Raw genomic sequence first — 16,067 nt, forward strand, 5'->3', positions numbered from 1 at the left:
CGCGGCCGCCGGAACGCCTACCGGGTGGCCGGTCCCATCGTCGCATATGGACCTCGGAATCGACGGGAAGGTCGCGCTTGTCACCGGCGGCAGCAAGGGCATCGGGAAAGCGATCGCCGACCAGCTCGCCGCGGAAGGCGCGCACGTCGTCATCTGTGCGCGTGACGCCGACGAACTCGACGCGGCCGCGGCGGACATCGACGGTGAGGTGTTCCCCGTACGGGCGGACGTGACGGTCGACGACGACGTCGAGCGGCTGATCGACGAGACGGTCGCGGAGTACGGCACGCTCGACATCCTCGTGAACAACGTCGGCACGACGGGCCCCTTCGAGCCGCTCGCGGACGTCCCGCGCGAGGAGTGGCGCGCCGTGATGGAGACGACGCTCTTCTCGACGATGACGGTCACGCAGGAAGCCCTCCCTCACCTCCGCGAGGACGACTGGGGGCGCATCGTCAACGTTGCGTCCGACGCGGCGCTGATGCCGCACGCGAAGATGCCCCAGTACAGCGCCGCGAAGGCCGGCATGGTGAACCTCACGACGAACCTCTCTCGCGCCTACGCGGACGACGGCCTGCTCGTCAACGCCATCGCGCCCGGGACGACGATGACGCCGCTCGTCGAGGGGATGATGGCGGATATCGCCGCGGAGCGCGACATCACCGAGGAGGAGGCCGTCCAGGCCTTCCTCGAAGAGGAGAAGCCGATGATCGACGTGGAGCGGTTCGCCGAGCCCGAGGAAATCGCGGGCGTCGTTGCCTTCCTCGCGAGCGACGTCGCCTCGTACGTCACGGGCTCCACGTACCGCATCGACGGCGGCGCGATCCCCAGTATCGACGTATAGCGCTCAGAGCGCCGTCGGGTCGTTCCGGCCGCCGTCGAGGCAGTACCACGCGAGTGCGAGCGCGCCGAGCGAGAGCAGCGGCGTCACCCACGGGAGCGGGCCGGTCGTCGAGGCGTGGAGGTGCGGGTGGAGGTCGAAGGCGTAGTCCGCGACGTCGTTCGCGACGAACCAGAGCGCGGTGACGCCGAGCGCGAACGCGCTCGTCCGCCCGTAGTACGGGATGAGGAACGCTTCTGCAACCATCACGAGATGCGTGAAGAGAATGCCCCAGTAGCTCCAGACCTCGGGGTAGTACGCACCGAAGAAGTAGTTGAGCGTGAACGCGGTCCAGAGCCCGTACTTCACCATCGACGCGAGTGCGATCGTGTTCAGCGTGTCGAGGACCGGCGAGGAGGGGTAGTAGCGCCGACCGAGCCCCCAGAGGGTGAGCAGGCTGGCCGTCATCCAGCACAGTGACAGCGGGCTATCAATAAGGAGCGGCCACGCGAGCACGCTGTGTGTCGCCATCTGGTCGAGGTAGAAGTTCAACCCGACGAGGATTCCGACCGCGTTCACGCAGAGGAGGAGGAACCGGGAGAGTTCGACGTCGAGATACGGGGCGGCGATCCGCTCCGGAATGAGGGTCCGCATACCGGGGCGCTACACCGCGCCACGTTGTAGGCTTCCCGCCTTGCTCTCCTGCCGTGATCACTCTTGCCGTGATCGCTTCCGTCTCGACTTACGCGGATGCGAGCGTGCTCGCCTTATCACGGGACTGCTCGACGACCTTCGGGCGCGCCTCGAAGGCGACGACGACCTCGTCGTCGCCGTACATCACGTCCTCGACGTGGGCGTTGTCGTGGAGCCACGAGACGACGCTCATCGTCTCGTCGGTCATCGGGAGGACGAGTCGCTCCTTCTCGCGGCGCGGGAGGGCGTAGGTGACGCGCTCGCGGAGGTCGTCAAGCCCGATTTCGTCGATCGCGCTCACGGCGACCGGGTTCGGTGCGAGCGCCGAGAGCGCCTCGCGCTTCTCGGCGAGTTCCTCGTCGGGTACCTGATCGACCTTGTTGAACACGGTGACGATCGGTGCCTCGTTGCGCTCGGAGAGCGTGTCGTGGGAGGTGGCGAGTTTCTCGCGGATCTCCCCGATCGGCTCGCTCGCGTCCACGACGAGCAACACGAGGTCCGCCTGATACACCGAATCGAGCGTCGGCTTGAACGATTCGACGAGCCAGTGGGGGAGGTCGCTGATGAAGCCGACCGTGTCCGTGAGGAGGACGTCGCGTTCCTCTACGTCCATGCGGCGCGTCGTCGTCCCGAGCGTCGTGAACAGCTCGTCGCGGGACTCCGCGGTGGTGTCGAGGTCGGGATGGAGCGCCTCGTTCTCGTCGAGGTCGAGATCCTCGGCGAGCGCGCGCATTAGCGTGGATTTTCCCGCGCTCGTGTAGCCCGCGAGCGCGACGAGGTCGAAGCCGGACTCGCGACGGCGATCGCGGCGCTGGCGCTCCGTCGTCTCGATCTGTTCGAGCTCGTCGCGAATGCGCGAGATCTGCGCTTTGATGTCCTGCTCGCGTGACTCGTCGTACTCGCCGAGTCCCATGAACCCCGGGCGCTCGTCGCGCTTCGCGAGGCTCGCCTTCGCCTCCGCGCGCGGCAGCTCGTAGCGTAACTCGGCGAGCTCCACTTGGAGTTGGGCCTTGCGCGTCTGCGCGCGCTGGCCGAAGATTTCCAGGATCAGCGTGAAGCGATCCATCACCGTGACGCCGCCCGGCAGGTGATCGCCGAGGTTGAACGTCTGGTAGGGCCCGAGGCGGTTGTCGAACACCACCGTCTTTGCACCCGTCTCGGCGACGAGCGCGGCGAGCTCTCCGACCTTCCCCTCGCCAAGCTGGAGGGCGGGATCGGCCGTGCGGCTCTGCGTAACCTCGCCCGCGACCTCGTAGCCGGCCGCGCGGACGAGTTCGCGGATCTCCTTCGTGTCGGGCTCCCCGTCGTCGACGCGTTTCGCCACGACGGCGGAAGCGGTAGATGCGCCTGTCACTCGGGTCGCCAATACGGGCCGAACCCACTTAAGCGCAATCCGTGTGCGCCGTCACACCTAACCCGTGTGCACCGCCCCCATCTCAGCGCTCGATCTCGAACCCATCGATATCCGCGGGCTCCTCGTACGTGACGTCGACGGCATCGACGTCCGCTGAGGGACTTCCGGTCTCGCACCACTCGACCATCGCCTCGACGGCCCCCCGCGGTCCCTCGAAGACCGCCTCGACGCGGCCATCGTCGAGGTTCCGCACCCAGCCGTCGACGCCACGCTCGCGCGCCGCATCGCGGGTGCTCGCTCGGTAATAGACACCCTGGACGCGCCCGATGACGTGGACGTGTGCGCGCACGGTCTCGTCGTCACTCCCGTCTCGATCGCCGTTGTCGCTCATGGACGGACACTCGTCCGCCGGCCACTTAGCTGCCGTCCTCGCCGTCGCCGCTGCGCAGATAGTGGAAGACGTAGGTCTGCGTATAACCGGCGTTCGGCCCGAACGCCTCACGGATCGCGCGCGACGTCTCGGCGTAGTTCCCCGTCGCGCAGTCGGGATAATACTCGTCGATGGCCGTGCGGATCCAAGTGTCGAGCGGGACGGCGTCGCGATAGCCGAGCGAGAAGAGTGCGACGCAGTCCGCGACCTTGTCGCCGACGCCGACGTACCCCTTCAGGGCCTCGCGGGTAGCCTCCAAGTCCTCGTGGCGAACGTCGTCCTCCGTCAGTTCGCCCGAGGCGACCAGCTCCGCCGTTCGGGAGACGTAAGGGGCGCGATAGCCGAGGCTCAACTCGCGGAGGTCGGCCTCGCTCGCTGTGGCGAGCGCGTCGGGCGTCGGGAAGGCGTAGTAGGACCGCCCATCGAAGGTAATCTCCTCGCCGTACGTCTCGCGAAGCGCCTCCTGCATCCCGAAGATCCGCGCGACGCGCATCTGCGCCGAGCAGATGAAGGAGACGAGACAGCCGAAGAAGGGGTCACGAACGATCCGGAGGCCCCAGTAGCGTTCGTAGGCCTCACGGATCAGCTCGTCGTCGCTCGCCCCCTCACGGACGGCACACAGGTCGTCGTCGAGCGCGAGGAGGTCGAACAGGAGCTCCTCGGCGTCCGTCGTGCTCTGCCAGTCGAGGACGCCGTCGCGCTGGCGGACGCGCAGCACCTCGCCGTCGACGACGGTGCTGTACCACGCGTCGCCACCGTGCGCGCCGTCCGCGTCGTACGTCGCACCATCCTCACGCGTCCAGAGGTAGGTCTGTCCGCTCTCCAGGGTCGCCTGCAGATCGAAGCCACCGGCGAGGTCGGCGAGCGGCACCGAACCGGTTCGCATTGCGTTCGCTCGGCGGCGCGGGGGCCAAAGGGTGTCGGTTTCGTCCGCGAGGAACAGCCGTCGCTACGTGATCGTACGGATACGGACCCGGCTCGTCGTCGGGTTTCAGTCGGCCTGGGCCGCGACTTTCTCCGTGCTCTCCTCGGAGTCCATCGCGGTCGTGATGTCGCCGGCCAGCGCGAAAACAGCCGCCTTGTGGTCGGTCTTCGACTTGTGAATCGATGTCGGTCGGATGCCCAGTTCTTCGTACTCATCGAGGTCAAGCGAGGCCTCGCCCTCACACTTCGCGTAGTAGTTGCCTACCTCTGCGAGAAGCCCGTGAAGGTGGATGAGCTCCTGTTTCTTCATGACATCAATTCCTATCGCCCGGAGGGTTATAGTATTATCTTGATAACTGTTGACACACGGTTTTTCGGCGGGTAGAACGCGAGAGGCGTCGGTCGGGTGTGGGGCTGAAACGCTTTTAGGCCGCCGGCGTTTCCCCCCGTGTATGGGATACGACGAGCAACTCGACCGGGCGATGTCGGAGAAGTCCGAGATCGACGCCGACGAGTCGCGTTTCGACGTGCCGGATCCGGACGTCCGCACCGAGGGCAACTTCACCATCTACGAGAACTTCCCGGCGACGCTCGACCGCCTCGATCGCGACCAGCGCCACGTCCTCCAGTTCATCCAGAGCGACCTCGGGACGGCCGCACAGGTCGACGAGAACGGGCGCGTCCGGCTCACCGGCGAGTTCGACGCCGAGCGCATCGCGGAGTCGCTCGACGACTACGTCGAGCAGTACGTCCGCTGTCCGGAGTGCGGACTCCCGGACACGAACCTCGTCGAGGAGGACGGCACGACACACCTGCAGTGTGACGCGTGCGGTGCGCGGACGACGCTCTGAGGACGCGACGCCTCAGGACTGCAACCGCTTCAGGTTCTCGAGGTCCCGGTCAGTACGCATGAACTCGCTCGTCCGGTAGGTCGCCGCACAGTCCGGACAGTCGAAGTTCTCGTCGGGCGCGGGGAGGTCGCTCGGCGACTCCTCCCAGTGTTTCGTACAGTCGGGACACAGCAGTTGAACGTAGGCTTCGTTCGGCATACCTGTTTGCTGGGTGGGCCGGCGAAAAAAAGGTACTGGCGGACGGGTCAGTAGTACGACTCGTCTTCGAGGAGCTCGAAGATCCCGTCGTACTCCGCGGGCAGCTGGGCGGTCACGTCGTCCAGCTCCGTATCCGGGACGGCGTCCTCGACGACGTCGACGACGACCTTCGCGTAGAAGGCCGCATCGGACGGCTCGACGCCGGCGCGCTGTGAGACGCGCGAGACGAACTCGTCGTAGTCGAAGATCTGCCCGGAGTCGGCCTCGTGGAGGAAGCGATCGATCTCCATGGGGAGCGGGCCAGCGAGGTCCGCGGCCTCGTCGGCCTGGAGGCGCTCGCCGAGCGTCGTCAGGACGGCGCGCGTCGCCCGGATAGCCTCGCCGTTCGATGCCAGTTCGAGTCGATGCTGCACGTCGCCGACGAACTCGTCGTGTTGCATGCGACTCGATTGTACCAGCGCACCCGCCTAAGGCTACTGGCCGCCCGCAAGTCGTCACGTCTCGGTGCGACGATCACTCCGTGAACAGGTGGCCTTCAGTCGGGACGTCGAAGAGGCCGATTCGCGCGCCCGCGTCGAGCCACGCGTGGCCGTAGCTGAACGCGGCGAGGGCGTTCACCGGGTCGTCGTGCTCGCGGAAATGGCGTCCGTCCTCGAGGTACGAACGCGCCATCTCCTCGTACTCGGCGGTGGCGTCGGCGAGCGGCGTTCCCTCGGGCGCGACCGGCTCCGCTTCGGCGAGGGCCTCGGCGAGCAGCGCCTCGTAGCGGTCCGTCTTCTCGGCGAGTTCGGCGGGCATACCCCTACTGCGTCGCCCTTCCGGCGTAAGCGTGTCGTCGTGGTCGTCCGGGTGGGTGCGCGCCGTGGGCGTTCAGACGATCGCACCTCGTTTTTCGCCCTCGCCCGCGTGCACGCGACACCGGCCAGCCTCCCGGGTGGCGCAACCTACAAGCCCCCGAATCCCGTTCTAGCGCGTATGAGCGACGATCCGCGCGTAGAGATCTACACGAAGATCGACTGCCCGTACTGCGAGAAGGCAAAGGACCTCTTCGACGCGAAGGGCGTCGACTACGTGACGTACAACGTCACGGACGACGAGGAGCGCTTCGCAGAGATGAAAGAGCGCGCGAACGGCCGCGAAACGGCCCCCGAAGTGTTCATCGACGACGAACTCATCGGCGGCTGGGACGACACCTCCGCGCTCGACGCCACAGGCGAACTCGACGAGAAGCTCGGCATCGCCGACGAGAGCGACGACGACGTCGTCGAACACCGCGAGCTCATCGTCACCGGCACGGGGATCGCAGCGCTCACCGCCGGCATCTACGCGGCGCGCTCCGACAACGATCCGCTGCTCTTCGAGGGCGACGAGCCCGGCGGCCAGCTCACTCTCACGAGCGAGGTCGACAACTACCCCGGCTTCCCCGAGGGGATCAACGGGTCGACGCTCGTCAACGATATGAAAGAGCAGGCCACGCGCTTCGGTGCGGAGCTCGAACACGGCATCGTCGCGTCCGTCGACGACGACGTTCGTCCCTTCCGCGTCACCCTCGAAAATGGCGACGTCTACACCGCAGACGCCGTTATCGCCGCCTCCGGGGCGTCCGCGCGGACGCTCGGCATCCCTGGCGAGGACGAACTGATGGGCTACGGCGTCTCGACGTGTGCGACGTGTGATGGCGCGTTCTTCCGCGGCGAGGACATGGTCGTCGTCGGCGGCGGCGACGCCGCGGCCGAGGAGGCCGTCTTCCTCACGAAGTTCGCGGAGACCGTCTACCTCGTCCACCGCCGCGACGAGCTGCGCGCGGAGGACTACTGGGAGAACCGGGTGCAGGAGCACGTCGAGGAGGGCGACATCGAGGTCCTCTGGAACACCGAGGCGACCGAAATCCACGGGAGCCCGCAGGACGGCGTCGACAGCGTCGACCTCGTCTACCACCCCGAAGGCCACCCCACGGCGAAACTCGACGACGGCCAGACCGAAGAGCGCACGCTCGACGTCGGCGCGTTCTTCGTCGCCATCGGCCACACACCGAACACGTCCTACCTAGAGGACACGGGCGTCGAACTCGACGACGAAGGCTATCTCCGCACGCAGGGTGGCCACGGTGCCGGCCAGACCGCGACCGACGTCGAGGGAATCTTCGGCGCGGGCGACGTCGTCGACTTCCACTACCAGCAGGCCGTGACAGCTGCCGGGATGGGCTCGAAGGCCGCGCTCGACGCCGACGAGTACCTCGAGGGCGCACTGCCGGAAGCGACCGGCGAAGCCGAGGGCAGCGCGGAAGCGCCCGCGGACGACTAACCGTCTCTGTCCGGCTCGGATTCGCTTCGCGAACCATTCGCTCGAAAAAGGCGGAAGAAACGGGCGGCTCCGCTCGCTGACGCTCACCGCGCCCCTACGATCCCGGGAGAATGTCGCCGAGCGCGGCCCCGATGGCCGTCGGGGCCCACGCGACAACGACGATACAGACGGCCAGCCAGGGGTCGTTCCAGTCAATCTGTCCCCAGCCGGTGAAGAGGAGGACGGTAATGCCGAGCGAGATCGTGATGACGCCAGCGAGGCGTCGCGGGATAACCCCGAATAACGGGTTTTTGACGCGGACGTCCTGGATGTCGGCAACGTAGAGGATCCCGTACACCATCGCGACAGTGGCGGCGACCGTCCCGAGGAATCCGATGGGGTGGGAGGTCATATGGATGCCGACATCGCGCGTCCCGCCTTCGACGACCATCGGCATCGCGAACAGCACGCTGCCAAGGGTGGCCTCCGCGGCATCCGCGCGGTCGAAGCCGTGGATGACGCGACCGAACGCGCCACGGTGGCCGAGTTCGGCCGCGGTCGCCATCGCTTCGGCGACGGCCTCGCGGCCCGCCGGACTCTCCACATGGGATTCGAGCGCTTCGAGGTCGTCCATGAGGTCGGAGACGTCCGACGGACCATCATCGTCCCCATTCGCCGTCTCCGTGTCGCCCATGGATCGAATGATGTTGCGACGGTACAAAAAGTCGGCCGCCACGCCTTTGGGGAATCCACGCGACATTCTCACTCATGCCAGAACTCCCGGACTATCCGGAGCCGCGACAGCTCGATAAGGGAATGACCGTCGAGATCGAGCAGGGCGAGGGCAAGGAGCCCATTATCGGCGAAGTCGGTGCCGTCGTCGAGGAAGCCGATCCGGAGGGTACCGTCGTCAAACTGAAGTCCGGTGCCGAGGGCCGCGTCCGGAAGATCACGCACGAGTAGTCGCGCGCCGCTCTTCTTCCCGCGTTCGGGAACGCCTATACGACCGGACGGCGTAGCCGGGCGCATGACCGACCAGACGCCCGCGAGTGCGGGCTGGTTCGCCGGTGTCGAGACCGGTGACACCGACGCCGCGGTGGCGGCCGTCCGTGAGGGCAGCGCGGACGCGCCCGCCGACTGGCCCGAGCGGGCTGTCGAGGCTGGCTTCGCGGCCGACGAGGACGACTATTACGACGCACTCCACGAGGCGACGGTAGCGGCGACACGCCGCGCCGTCCGCGAACGCGAATCCGCCGACGACCGACAGGTCGTCCACGCGATCCGCGCGATGGACGACCTCGCCGCGACGACGAACGAACTCGCCGAACGCCTCGCGGAGTGGGGCGGCGCGATCGACGACGACCCCGGGACGGGCGTGGCCTACGCCCGCGACCTCGCGGGGCGCGACCCCGAGACCGACGCCGAGGAGCGTATCGTCTCGCTCGCCGAGCGTGTCGTCGCGCTCGCCGAGGAGCGCGACGCCGAGCGGGCGTTCCTCGAACGCCAGGTGCCGGCGGTCGCGCCGAACCTCGCGTCGATGGCCGGCCCGATCCTCGCGGCGCGGCTGATCGAACTCGCCGGCGGCCTCGAGGCTCTCGCGAAGATGCCCTCGGGCACCGTCCAGGTGCTCGGCGCGGAGGACGCGCTATTCGCGCACCTCCGCGGGAACGCCCCCTCGCCGAAGCACGGCGTGATCTACACGCACGAGTACGTCCGCGGAACCCACCCCGACGAGCGCGGGTCGGCGGCGCGCGCGCTCGCCGGCAAGCTGACGATCGGCGCGCGGATCGATCACTATTCGGGCGACTACCGGCCGTCGATCGAGGACGAACTCGACGAGCGCATCGCGACGATCCGCGCACGGTACGGCGACGGGGAGGGCAACGAATGAGCGAGCACGATCTTCCCGCCGGCATCGCGCGCCACGACTTCGGCGACGGCCCGGCGCTCGCGACGCGCGGATCGCCGGTGTACGGCGAACCGACCGACGGCGAGTGGCGGCGCTGGGACCCGCATCGATCGAAGCTCGGCGCAACGCTGGCGAAGGGCCTCGACACCGGCCTCGACGCGGGCGATTCGGTGCTCTACCTCGGCGCGGCGAACGGGACGACGGTGAGCCACGTCGCGGACGTCGCCGGGCCGACGTATGCCGTCGAGTTCGCACCGCGCTCCGCACGCGACCTGCTCGACGTCGCAGAGAACCGGCCGAACCTCTTCCCTCTCCTGAAGGACGCTCGCAAGCCCGAGACATACGCACACGTCGTCGAGGGCGATCTCGACGTGCTCGTGCAGGACGTGGCGACGCGTGGACAGGCGCGCGTCGCCGCCGAGAACGCGCGGTTCCTCGCACCCGACGGCCGGCTCGTGCTCTCGATCAAGGCCCGAAGCGAGGACGTCACTGCCGATCCCGAGGACGTCTTCGCGGACGCGCTCGCGGATCTGCGCGAGACCTACGAGGTGGTCGCGCGCGAGCGCCTCGAACCGTACCACGACGATCACCTCGCGGTCGTCGCGACCCCGCGCTGAGGGCCGCCTTCGGTACTTATAAACTCGGCCCACTCGAAAGCCGGGTGAATGACGACGGGTTCACCGGACGCGTTCAGTGAGCTCGGGACGCTCGGCGTCGAGGAGGAGTTCTTCCTCGTCGATACCGACGGACGCCCGACGGCGGGGAGCGACACGCTCGTGTACGAGGCCGACCCCCCCGCGCTCTTGGCCGACCGGCTCGATCACGAGCTGTTCAAGTTCGTCATCGAGACCCAGACGCCGAAACTCGACGGGCCGGACGACGCCGGCGCGACGATCCGCGAGATCCGGGACACTCTCGTCTCCTACGCGGCCGAACACGGCTACGGCGTCGCCGCCGCCGGCCTCCACCCGGGCGCACGCTGGCGCGAGCACGAACACGCCGAGAAACCCCGCTATCGCTCGCAACTCGATCGGATCCAATACCCCCAACACCGGAACACGACCGCGGGGCTCCACGTCCACGTCGGCGTCGACGACGCGGATAAGGCGATGTGGATCGCCAACGAGATCCGATGGTACCTCCCCGTGATGTTGGCGCTCTCCGCGAACTCGCCCTTCTGGGACGGCCACGACACCGGGCTCTCCTCCGCACGCGCGAAGGTCTTCGAGAACCTCCCGAACACGGGGATGCCGACGGCGTTCGACTCCTACGCGGCGTTCGACGCCTTCGAGGAGCGGATGGTCGAGCACGGGTCGATGGAGGACCGTGGCGAGATCTGGTGGGACGTCCGTCCCCACTCAGGCCACGGCACCGTCGAGGTCCGCGCGCCTGACGCCCAGCACGACCCGGCGGTCGTCGAGGCGTTCGTCCGGTACGTGCACGCGCTCGTCGTCGACCTCGCGGAGCGGTATGCGGACGGCGAACCCGGCTACGGCCACCGGCGCGAACTCCTCGACGAGAACAAGTGGCGCGCGACGCGTCGCGGTCATGACGCCTCGTTCATCGCCCGCGACGGCGACGGGACCGTGACGCTCGGCGAAGTCGTCGATCGAGAGTGCGAACGACTGGGCGTCACGGGTATCCGCGACGTCTACGAGGCCGAAAGCGGGGCGGCGTTCCAGCGCCGCGTCCACGAACGCGAGGGCGCGCGTGCACTCTACGACGCGATCCGGCTCTGACGAGCAAGAAGTTTTTACGCGGTCGGGGCTTGTGTTCTCCCGAGAACGACGTATGTCCGAGGACACAGCAGACACACCCGAGGACGAGGGGGAGCGAAGCGCTCGCGACCGGATCGGTGAGGGCGCGGATCGGGCGCGATCCGGGTTCGACGAGCGCGTCGTCGACATCCTCTCGTGGATGCTCGACACCGAGACGCGCGCGCGGATCTACGTCTACCTTCGACAGCATCCGTGGAGCACGAGCGAGGAGGTTGCCGAAGGGACCGGCCTCTACCCGAGCACGGTGCGCGAGGCGCTCGCCGAGCTCGCCACCGAGGACACCGTCGAGCGCCGCAAGCGCGAGAGCGAGGGCGCGGGCAACAACCCCTACGAGTACACCGCCATCGCGCCGAGCGACCTCGTCGGCGGTGTCGTCGGCGGCGTACAGGACGAACTGAACACAATCTTCACCCTCGGGAGTGAGGACGGCGCGGACGGGCAGCCGGTCCGTATCGAGGTGGATGAAGACGACGAGGAGGACGGCGTCGAGGGCGACGCGGCGACGGCCGACGAGAGCGACGAGCGGAACGCCTGAGACCCAAACGGCTAAACATAGCGGAACCCTCGGCCGGTGTATGAACGTTGCGCTGGGCGGGACGTTCGACCCCATCCACGACGGTCATCGGGCGCTCTTCGAGCGGGCGTTCGAACTCGGGGACGTCACCGTCGGCCTGACGAGCGACGACCTCGCACCCCGCACCCGTCAGGAGGAGCGCCACGTCCGCCCCTTCTCGGCGCGAAAACGCGACCTCGCGGACGAACTCGAACGGTTCGCCAACGAGTACGGGCGTGACTACGAGATCCGCGAACTCACCGAGCCGACCGGCATCGCCGTCGAACCCGAATTCGACGCGCTCGTCGTCTCCCCCGAGACCGAGGCGGGTGCCGAGCGTGTCAACGAGATCCGCCGCGAACGTGGCTACGACCCCCTCCGAATCGAGGTCGTCCCTCGCGTCGAAGCCGAGGACGACGGCGTCATCTCTTCGACGCGGATCGTCAACGGCGAGATCGACGAACACGGCAACGTGACGCCCGACGCGGCACCGCGGGAGTGACCTACCACGTCGGCGGTTCGAGACCTGCATCCGCGAGGAGGTCCTTCCAGCGCCCCTGAACGGACTGCCTCGAGACGTCCGCGGCCTCCGCGACCGCTGTCTGCGAGCGCTGATCGCCCGCGACGAGTGACCCCGCGTAGACCGCCGCTGCGAGCGCCGCGCGCTTCGAGCGCTCCTCTTCGGGGACCCCGGAGAGGAAGAGGTCCTCGGCGCTCGAACGCGCCTCGGCGTCGAGATCGAGTCTGTCCGCGACGCGATCGAGTTTTGCCACCCACTCGGCGTTCGCGAACGCGTCGCCCGCACGGTACATACCGTCCATGAGGCGGTCGAGCGACATAAGCCCACGGCGAAGGCGACACCCGCTTCGGGAACTTCGTCGAGACGCACACACGCTGCGTCCAGTGCTATCGTGAGAGATGCAAGGATGGTGACATGAGAATGGGGGACACACACCGTGCGTCCAGTGCTTTTCACGTAGTCGACTGCCCTGTCGACCTGATTGAACGCCAATGAGCAAGTCTACCAGGTCGAAGAGTTGTTCGGATACAGTGGCTGCGGAGGATACTGTATCAGGTCGAACAGCTGACGATCCTCACGCTTGCTTTCCGCTGTAAGCACAGTGGAACGGACGTCCGAACGTCCGAACTCTACGGGACGTACGAACGTCTCTGCGAGAAGAATGCGACGACGCCACTCTCACAGCGACGGTTCCGTGACCGTCTCGACGATCTCGCGATGCTTGGGCTAGCAACGAAACAGCAGAACAACGACGGCCTTTCTGACGGAAAGTACAACTCCTACGAGACGGATATCGGCTTCGAGACAATTGCAGAGGCCCTCAACGATCTCGATACTCCCACACACCTCTAGCGAAGAGCAGTGGACGCACGGTGTGTACCCCTGACTCGCGTTGCTCTTGCACTACTGGTCCCACCAGAGCACTGGACGCGACGTGTGTGTCTGTGGCCAGCAGTAAGCTACCACACCCCGAAGGGTCAGAGGCGTGTCGACCACAGACTCATTCGACCGAGAACGGATTGCTTCGGGCGTATGACGGTCTGAGAGCTGTCAAAGGGACAGACCGTCCATGAGGCGGTCGAGCGACAGAATCCCACGGCGAAGGCGACACCCTCTTAGGGAACTCGGCCCATCGTCGAGGTGCGCACGGGTAGCCAAGCCTGGCCAACGGCGTAGCGCTTAGGACGCTATCCCGAAGGGGTCCGCCGGTTCGAATCCGGTCCCGTGCACTGAGCGAGCGGCGCGAGTGAGGGAATCGGAGCGGGTTCGAACCCTATCAGGCGCGCGCAGCAGTGCGAGCACGTCTGGTTCCGGTTCGAATCCGTCTCCTGTGCATGTTCTGATCGAGGTTCGAGCGGAACGAACCGGTCGATGGCGAGTGCCTTTAAGTTTCGAGACGTGCATCTTCCTGATAGGGTCTACCTATCACCATGGTTTACAAGAAAATCGACCTCGTCGGAACTAGTACCGAGAGCTTCGACGACGCCGTCGACGACGCGCTCGATCGCGCCGAGGAGACGCTCGACAACGTCTCGTGGGCCGAAGTCGTCGAGCAGCGCGTCGGGATCGAGGGGCGCGATGGACGACAGTATCAGGTCGAAGTGGAAGTCGCGTTCGGCCTCGACGACGACTGACGCGCCGATCGCCGTCCGTTTTTTGCAACTCGACGACAGGACGAGAGCGCCGCCGCTCGGTTCTTGCTGGTTGCGTCGCGTTCTTCGAGACCGTTATTGGAACCCGCGCCCGCCGCTCACGTAGTCGGGGCGCGCCGGCGGGTTCTCCTCGTCGCCCGCCAGCGCCGGGAGGTCGAGGATGCGGTAGTAGGCGTGGTACGCCCGCGCAACCGTCGACGTGACGGCGCGGACGGCGTCGTCGAAGTCCTCGGCCGCGAATCGCCCGCTGGGGAAGAGTCGACGGTGGACGTAGAAGTCCACGAGCGCGCCGTTGCGCGTGTAGTGGGGTTCGTAGAGGACATCCGTCGTGTCGCAGTCGTCCTCGATGGTCTCGATGGCCTCGCGCATTCCCTCAGCCTCGTCGATGACGGCGCGCGCGGCGACGTGGCGCTCGGGTTCGTCGCCGTCCTCGTAGGCGATGTCCCGCGAGGCGTACTCCTCGATGTCGGACTCACCGAGTTCGAACCCGACCGCCTGGACCGGGGAGTGATGCGAGGTGACGTAGAGGTACTCGGCGGTCTCCGGGCCGTAGACCAAGAAGGGTTCGTCATCGGTCGTCGTGAAGCGATAGCCGCGACAGTCCGTACCGTGGCGGTCCGTGAACGATTCGAGGGTTCCCTCGTGGGTGTGGCGGGCGGCCTCGGCGTAGCCCGCGACGGTCCCGAGGGCGTCCGCGCGCGTGCTGGGCATATCCCCACGTGGGAGAGCGCGCCTAAATCAGGTGCGGAAGGATTCGCCGCAGCCACACTCGGCCTCGACGTTCGGGTTCGTGACGTCGAAGCCGGCGGCTTGCAGGCCGCTCTCGTAGTCGAGTTCGCTTCCCGCGATGTACTGCTCGCTCGCCGGGTCGACGAAGACGCGCAGGCCGTGGGCCTCGACGATCGTGTCGTCCTCCTCGGGGGCGTCGTCGAACCGCATCCCGTAGGAGAGACCGGCACAGCCGCCCTGCTGGACGAAGAGGCGCAGCCCCGCGACATCCGTGTCGAGCCCCTCGCCGTCGAGCAGCGAGAGGGCCTGTTCGGCGGCGTCCTCCGTGACGCTGACCGTCCCGGTCGTCGAACCGCCGTCGACAGTCGTGCTCATAGTCGGCGTAACGTCGCCCAGATGGTTAACTGTGGCGTCGGGTCGGCCATCCGCCGGTATCGCTGACTCAGAACGGGGCTGGGCCACCAGCGGTCGTGAGCAGGACGAGGACGTTCGTCAGCGCGAACGCGAGGTAGACGAGTATCGAAGCGAGCAGCGACGCGCTCCGCTCGTAGACGAGCGCGGCGAGTGCGAGGACACCGACTCGCGCGAGGGCGTACGCGACGCCGGCGATCGAGTCGACACCGAGGAGAGCCGACCCGACGATTGCGATGCCGACGAGGAGGAGGCCACCGAGGACGAACAGCCGCCGCCAACCGTCCACGTCGCGCGCGTTCACGACGACGCCGAGGCCGACGAGCGCCGCGAGCAGGGCGACACCGAACAGCCGGCCGATCGACGGGACGGCTGCGAGGCCGCCGGTATCACTGACGAATGCGACGCTCGTGAGCACCGTCGTCGCGATGACGGCGCGCTCGCCGCCGAAGACGGCGCGGAGTGGCGTCTGGACGAGGACCTGACAGACGAGGGCGAGCCCCGGAACGCTCACGAGGACGCCGAGACCGGCAACGGCGAGTACGGGCGCAATCGGATCGAGCGTCCCGTACTGCACCTTCGCAAGCGCGCCGTAGGGAACGGCGGTCAGTGCACCGAGCACGGCGGTCGCAGCGATGAGTGCAACGGCACCGGACCCGGCGACGACGATCAACGGCCAGTGCGCGCGTGCCGGCCACTTGACCCCGAGGTCGACGCCGCGGTATCGCGCCCAGCCGACGGCGAGGAGTGCGAGTCCGACGAGGAACACGGCGGCGGAGAGGAATCCGCTGAAGACGAGGCCGTCGAACGGGAGGGACGCGACCGCAGCGCGCGTCACGACGCGAACGGCCCGCTGCCAGACGACGACGGCGGTGAGGAACGCGACGACCGCACCGACGTGTGTCGCCACCCGCCGCGATCGGGTACGCGACGGCGTATGAGTCGCCATGTTGAGTACTCGT

At 67.3% G+C, this 16,067-nt stretch carries 24 protein-coding genes and 1 tRNA gene; 12 read left to right on the forward strand and 13 right to left on the reverse strand.

What is annotated here, in order from left to right; translation table 11 throughout:
- Positions 1 to 46: 46 nt before the first annotated feature.
- Entirely contained in the window at positions 47 to 844 is a 798-nt protein-coding gene (locus ABDZ36_RS06165; protein ID WP_211311194.1) for an SDR family NAD(P)-dependent oxidoreductase, read from the forward strand.
- A gap of 3 nt (positions 845 to 847) precedes the next feature.
- Here the strand turns inward: ABDZ36_RS06165 and ABDZ36_RS06170 are convergent, their stop codons facing one another.
- From ABDZ36_RS06170 to ABDZ36_RS06190, 5 genes are all read right to left on the reverse strand, one after another.
- Positions 848 to 1,474, reverse strand: a complete 627-nt coding sequence (locus ABDZ36_RS06170) for a DUF1405 domain-containing protein (protein ID WP_211311195.1) — start codon at positions 1,472 to 1,474, stop codon at positions 848 to 850.
- 88 nt (positions 1,475 to 1,562) lie between these two features.
- Entirely contained in the window at positions 1,563 to 2,867 is a 1,305-nt protein-coding gene (hflX, locus tag ABDZ36_RS06175) for a GTPase HflX (protein ID WP_211311196.1), read from the reverse strand.
- An 82-nt stretch (positions 2,868 to 2,949) separates the two neighbouring features.
- A complete protein-coding gene (locus tag ABDZ36_RS06180; RefSeq protein ID WP_211311197.1) occupies positions 2,950 to 3,258 on the reverse strand; it encodes an acylphosphatase in 309 nt (102 codons plus the stop codon).
- Positions 3,259 to 3,283: 25 nt separating this feature from the next.
- On the reverse strand, positions 3,284 to 4,183 hold the full coding sequence (locus tag ABDZ36_RS06185; RefSeq protein ID WP_211311198.1) for a DNA-3-methyladenine glycosylase family protein: 900 nt from the start codon (positions 4,181 to 4,183) through the stop codon (positions 3,284 to 3,286).
- Between the two features lie 105 nt (positions 4,184 to 4,288).
- The gene (locus tag ABDZ36_RS06190) at positions 4,289 to 4,531 is read right to left on the reverse strand and encodes a UPF0058 family protein (RefSeq protein ID WP_211311199.1); all 243 of its coding nucleotides are present in this window, start codon (positions 4,529 to 4,531) and stop codon (positions 4,289 to 4,291) included.
- Positions 4,532 to 4,673: 142 nt separating this feature from the next.
- Between ABDZ36_RS06190 and ABDZ36_RS06195 the strand changes: the two genes are divergently transcribed.
- Complete coding sequence (locus tag ABDZ36_RS06195) at positions 4,674 to 5,072, forward strand: translation initiation factor IF-2 subunit beta (RefSeq protein ID WP_211311200.1); 399 nt, start codon at positions 4,674 to 4,676, stop codon at positions 5,070 to 5,072.
- 12 nt (positions 5,073 to 5,084) lie between these two features.
- Here the strand turns inward: ABDZ36_RS06195 and ABDZ36_RS06200 are convergent, their stop codons facing one another.
- The 3 genes from ABDZ36_RS06200 to ABDZ36_RS06210 all read right to left on the reverse strand — a co-directional run bounded on the left by ABDZ36_RS06200 (position 5,085) and on the right by ABDZ36_RS06210 (position 6,068).
- Positions 5,085 to 5,270, reverse strand: a complete 186-nt coding sequence (locus ABDZ36_RS06200) for a DUF7836 family putative zinc-binding protein (protein ID WP_211311201.1) — start codon at positions 5,268 to 5,270, stop codon at positions 5,085 to 5,087.
- Positions 5,271 to 5,317: 47 nt separating this feature from the next.
- On the reverse strand, positions 5,318 to 5,710 hold the full coding sequence (locus tag ABDZ36_RS06205; RefSeq protein WP_211311202.1) for a DUF2267 domain-containing protein: 393 nt from the start codon (positions 5,708 to 5,710) through the stop codon (positions 5,318 to 5,320).
- A 73-nt stretch (positions 5,711 to 5,783) separates the two neighbouring features.
- Positions 5,784 to 6,068, reverse strand: a complete 285-nt coding sequence (locus ABDZ36_RS06210) for a DUF357 domain-containing protein (RefSeq protein WP_211311203.1) — start codon at positions 6,066 to 6,068, stop codon at positions 5,784 to 5,786.
- A gap of 177 nt (positions 6,069 to 6,245) precedes the next feature.
- On the opposite strand from ABDZ36_RS06210, the gene ABDZ36_RS06215 reads away from it, so the two are divergent.
- Positions 6,246 to 7,574, forward strand: a complete 1,329-nt coding sequence (locus ABDZ36_RS06215) for an FAD-dependent oxidoreductase (protein WP_211311204.1) — start codon at positions 6,246 to 6,248, stop codon at positions 7,572 to 7,574.
- Between the two features lie 94 nt (positions 7,575 to 7,668).
- On the opposite strand, the gene ABDZ36_RS06220 is transcribed toward ABDZ36_RS06215, so the two are convergent.
- Entirely contained in the window at positions 7,669 to 8,247 is a 579-nt protein-coding gene (locus tag ABDZ36_RS06220; RefSeq protein ID WP_211311205.1) for a DUF2391 domain-containing protein, read from the reverse strand.
- A gap of 74 nt (positions 8,248 to 8,321) precedes the next feature.
- Here ABDZ36_RS06220 and ABDZ36_RS06225 point away from each other — a divergent pair, with 74 nt between their 5' ends.
- The 6 genes from ABDZ36_RS06225 (at position 8,322) to ABDZ36_RS06250 (ending at position 12,295) form a co-directional block, all read left to right on the forward strand.
- The gene (locus ABDZ36_RS06225) at positions 8,322 to 8,516 is read left to right on the forward strand and encodes a hypothetical protein (protein WP_211311206.1); all 195 of its coding nucleotides are present in this window, start codon (positions 8,322 to 8,324) and stop codon (positions 8,514 to 8,516) included.
- Positions 8,517 to 8,580: 64 nt separating this feature from the next.
- The gene (locus tag ABDZ36_RS06230) at positions 8,581 to 9,444 is read left to right on the forward strand and encodes an NOP5/NOP56 family protein (protein WP_211311207.1); all 864 of its coding nucleotides are present in this window, start codon (positions 8,581 to 8,583) and stop codon (positions 9,442 to 9,444) included.
- Positions 9,441 to 10,079 carry a fibrillarin-like rRNA/tRNA 2'-O-methyltransferase gene (locus tag ABDZ36_RS06235; RefSeq protein ID WP_211311208.1) on the forward strand — a complete coding sequence of 213 codons (639 nt, stop codon included), beginning with the start codon at positions 9,441 to 9,443 and terminating at the stop codon, positions 10,077 to 10,079. Before ABDZ36_RS06230 ends, ABDZ36_RS06235 begins: the two co-directional genes overlap by 4 nt.
- A 48-nt stretch (positions 10,080 to 10,127) precedes the next feature.
- Positions 10,128 to 11,201, forward strand: a complete 1,074-nt coding sequence (locus tag ABDZ36_RS06240; RefSeq protein WP_211311209.1) for a glutamate--cysteine ligase — start codon at positions 10,128 to 10,130, stop codon at positions 11,199 to 11,201.
- A gap of 52 nt (positions 11,202 to 11,253) precedes the next feature.
- A complete protein-coding gene (locus ABDZ36_RS06245) occupies positions 11,254 to 11,775 on the forward strand; it encodes a helix-turn-helix domain-containing protein (RefSeq protein WP_211311210.1) in 522 nt (173 codons plus the stop codon).
- 40 nt (positions 11,776 to 11,815) lie between these two features.
- Positions 11,816 to 12,295, forward strand: coding sequence for a phosphopantetheine adenylyltransferase (locus ABDZ36_RS06250; RefSeq protein WP_211311211.1), 480 nt, complete (start codon positions 11,816 to 11,818; stop codon positions 12,293 to 12,295).
- A 1-nt stretch (position 12,296) separates the two neighbouring features.
- Here ABDZ36_RS06250 and ABDZ36_RS06255 read toward each other — a convergent pair whose 3' ends face one another.
- Positions 12,297 to 12,605, reverse strand: coding sequence for a transcription initiation factor IIB family protein (locus ABDZ36_RS06255; RefSeq protein WP_211311212.1), 309 nt, complete (start codon positions 12,603 to 12,605; stop codon positions 12,297 to 12,299).
- Positions 12,606 to 12,877: 272 nt separating this feature from the next.
- Between ABDZ36_RS06255 and ABDZ36_RS06260 the strand changes: the two genes are divergently transcribed.
- From ABDZ36_RS06260 to ABDZ36_RS06270, 3 genes are all read left to right on the forward strand, one after another.
- Positions 12,878 to 13,165 carry a primase-like DNA-binding domain-containing protein gene (locus ABDZ36_RS06260; protein WP_425545310.1) on the forward strand — a complete coding sequence of 96 codons (288 nt, stop codon included), beginning with the start codon at positions 12,878 to 12,880 and terminating at the stop codon, positions 13,163 to 13,165.
- 292 nt (positions 13,166 to 13,457) lie between these two features.
- A tRNA-Leu gene (locus ABDZ36_RS06265) sits at positions 13,458 to 13,542 on the forward strand.
- A 201-nt stretch (positions 13,543 to 13,743) separates the two neighbouring features.
- The gene (locus tag ABDZ36_RS06270; RefSeq protein ID WP_211311213.1) at positions 13,744 to 13,947 is read left to right on the forward strand and encodes a dodecin; all 204 of its coding nucleotides are present in this window, start codon (positions 13,744 to 13,746) and stop codon (positions 13,945 to 13,947) included.
- A 93-nt stretch (positions 13,948 to 14,040) separates the two neighbouring features.
- Here the strand turns inward: ABDZ36_RS06270 and ABDZ36_RS06275 are convergent, their stop codons facing one another.
- The 3 genes from ABDZ36_RS06275 to ABDZ36_RS06285 form a co-directional block, all read right to left on the reverse strand.
- The gene (locus tag ABDZ36_RS06275) at positions 14,041 to 14,676 is read right to left on the reverse strand and encodes a hypothetical protein (protein WP_211311214.1); all 636 of its coding nucleotides are present in this window, start codon (positions 14,674 to 14,676) and stop codon (positions 14,041 to 14,043) included.
- 27 nt (positions 14,677 to 14,703) lie between these two features.
- Positions 14,704 to 15,069 (reverse strand): HesB/IscA family protein, encoded by a 366-nt coding sequence (locus tag ABDZ36_RS06280; RefSeq protein ID WP_211311215.1) that lies wholly within the window; start codon positions 15,067 to 15,069, stop codon positions 14,704 to 14,706.
- 67 nt (positions 15,070 to 15,136) lie between these two features.
- Positions 15,137 to 16,054 carry a hypothetical protein gene (locus ABDZ36_RS06285; RefSeq protein WP_211311216.1) on the reverse strand — a complete coding sequence of 306 codons (918 nt, stop codon included), beginning with the start codon at positions 16,052 to 16,054 and terminating at the stop codon, positions 15,137 to 15,139.
- Positions 16,055 to 16,067: the final 13 nt, after the last annotated feature.

It is taken from the genome of Halarchaeum salinum (assembly GCF_039520965.1).
Lineage (GTDB): Archaea > Halobacteriota > Halobacteria > Halobacteriales > Halobacteriaceae > Halarchaeum > Halarchaeum salinum.

Coding starts and splice junctions, on each gene's coding strand:
- ABDZ36_RS06195 (WP_211311200.1), top strand. CDS start 4,674: ATGGGATACGACGAGCAACTCGACCGGGCGATGTCGGAGAAGTCCGAG.
- ABDZ36_RS06275 (WP_211311214.1), bottom strand. CDS start 14,676: ATGCCCAGCACGCGCGCGGACGCCCTCGGGACCGTCGCGGGCTACGCC.
- ABDZ36_RS06190 (WP_211311199.1), bottom strand. CDS start 4,531: ATGAAGAAACAGGAGCTCATCCACCTTCACGGGCTTCTCGCAGAGGTA.
- ABDZ36_RS06255 (WP_211311212.1), bottom strand. CDS start 12,605: ATGTACCGTGCGGGCGACGCGTTCGCGAACGCCGAGTGGGTGGCAAAA.
- ABDZ36_RS06200 (WP_211311201.1), bottom strand. CDS start 5,270: ATGCCGAACGAAGCCTACGTTCAACTGCTGTGTCCCGACTGTACGAAA.
- ABDZ36_RS06180 (WP_211311197.1), bottom strand. CDS start 3,258: ATGAGCGACAACGGCGATCGAGACGGGAGTGACGACGAGACCGTGCGC.
- ABDZ36_RS06280 (WP_211311215.1), bottom strand. CDS start 15,069: ATGAGCACGACTGTCGACGGCGGTTCGACGACCGGGACGGTCAGCGTC.
- ABDZ36_RS06225 (WP_211311206.1), top strand. CDS start 8,322: ATGCCAGAACTCCCGGACTATCCGGAGCCGCGACAGCTCGATAAGGGA.
- ABDZ36_RS06230 (WP_211311207.1), top strand. CDS start 8,581: ATGACCGACCAGACGCCCGCGAGTGCGGGCTGGTTCGCCGGTGTCGAG.
- ABDZ36_RS06210 (WP_211311203.1), bottom strand. CDS start 6,068: ATGCCCGCCGAACTCGCCGAGAAGACGGACCGCTACGAGGCGCTGCTC.
- ABDZ36_RS06205 (WP_211311202.1), bottom strand. CDS start 5,710: ATGCAACACGACGAGTTCGTCGGCGACGTGCAGCATCGACTCGAACTG.
- ABDZ36_RS06215 (WP_211311204.1), top strand. CDS start 6,246: ATGAGCGACGATCCGCGCGTAGAGATCTACACGAAGATCGACTGCCCG.
- ABDZ36_RS06250 (WP_211311211.1), top strand. CDS start 11,816: ATGAACGTTGCGCTGGGCGGGACGTTCGACCCCATCCACGACGGTCAT.
- ABDZ36_RS06270 (WP_211311213.1), top strand. CDS start 13,744: ATGGTTTACAAGAAAATCGACCTCGTCGGAACTAGTACCGAGAGCTTC.
- ABDZ36_RS06245 (WP_211311210.1), top strand. CDS start 11,254: ATGTCCGAGGACACAGCAGACACACCCGAGGACGAGGGGGAGCGAAGC.
- ABDZ36_RS06220 (WP_211311205.1), bottom strand. CDS start 8,247: ATGGGCGACACGGAGACGGCGAATGGGGACGATGATGGTCCGTCGGAC.
- ABDZ36_RS06165 (WP_211311194.1), top strand. CDS start 47: ATGGACCTCGGAATCGACGGGAAGGTCGCGCTTGTCACCGGCGGCAGC.
- ABDZ36_RS06285 (WP_211311216.1), bottom strand. CDS start 16,054: ATGGCGACTCATACGCCGTCGCGTACCCGATCGCGGCGGGTGGCGACA.
- ABDZ36_RS06240 (WP_211311209.1), top strand. CDS start 10,128: ATGACGACGGGTTCACCGGACGCGTTCAGTGAGCTCGGGACGCTCGGC.
- ABDZ36_RS06185 (WP_211311198.1), bottom strand. CDS start 4,183: ATGCGAACCGGTTCGGTGCCGCTCGCCGACCTCGCCGGTGGCTTCGAT.
- ABDZ36_RS06170 (WP_211311195.1), bottom strand. CDS start 1,474: ATGCGGACCCTCATTCCGGAGCGGATCGCCGCCCCGTATCTCGACGTC.
- ABDZ36_RS06235 (WP_211311208.1), top strand. CDS start 9,441: ATGAGCGAGCACGATCTTCCCGCCGGCATCGCGCGCCACGACTTCGGC.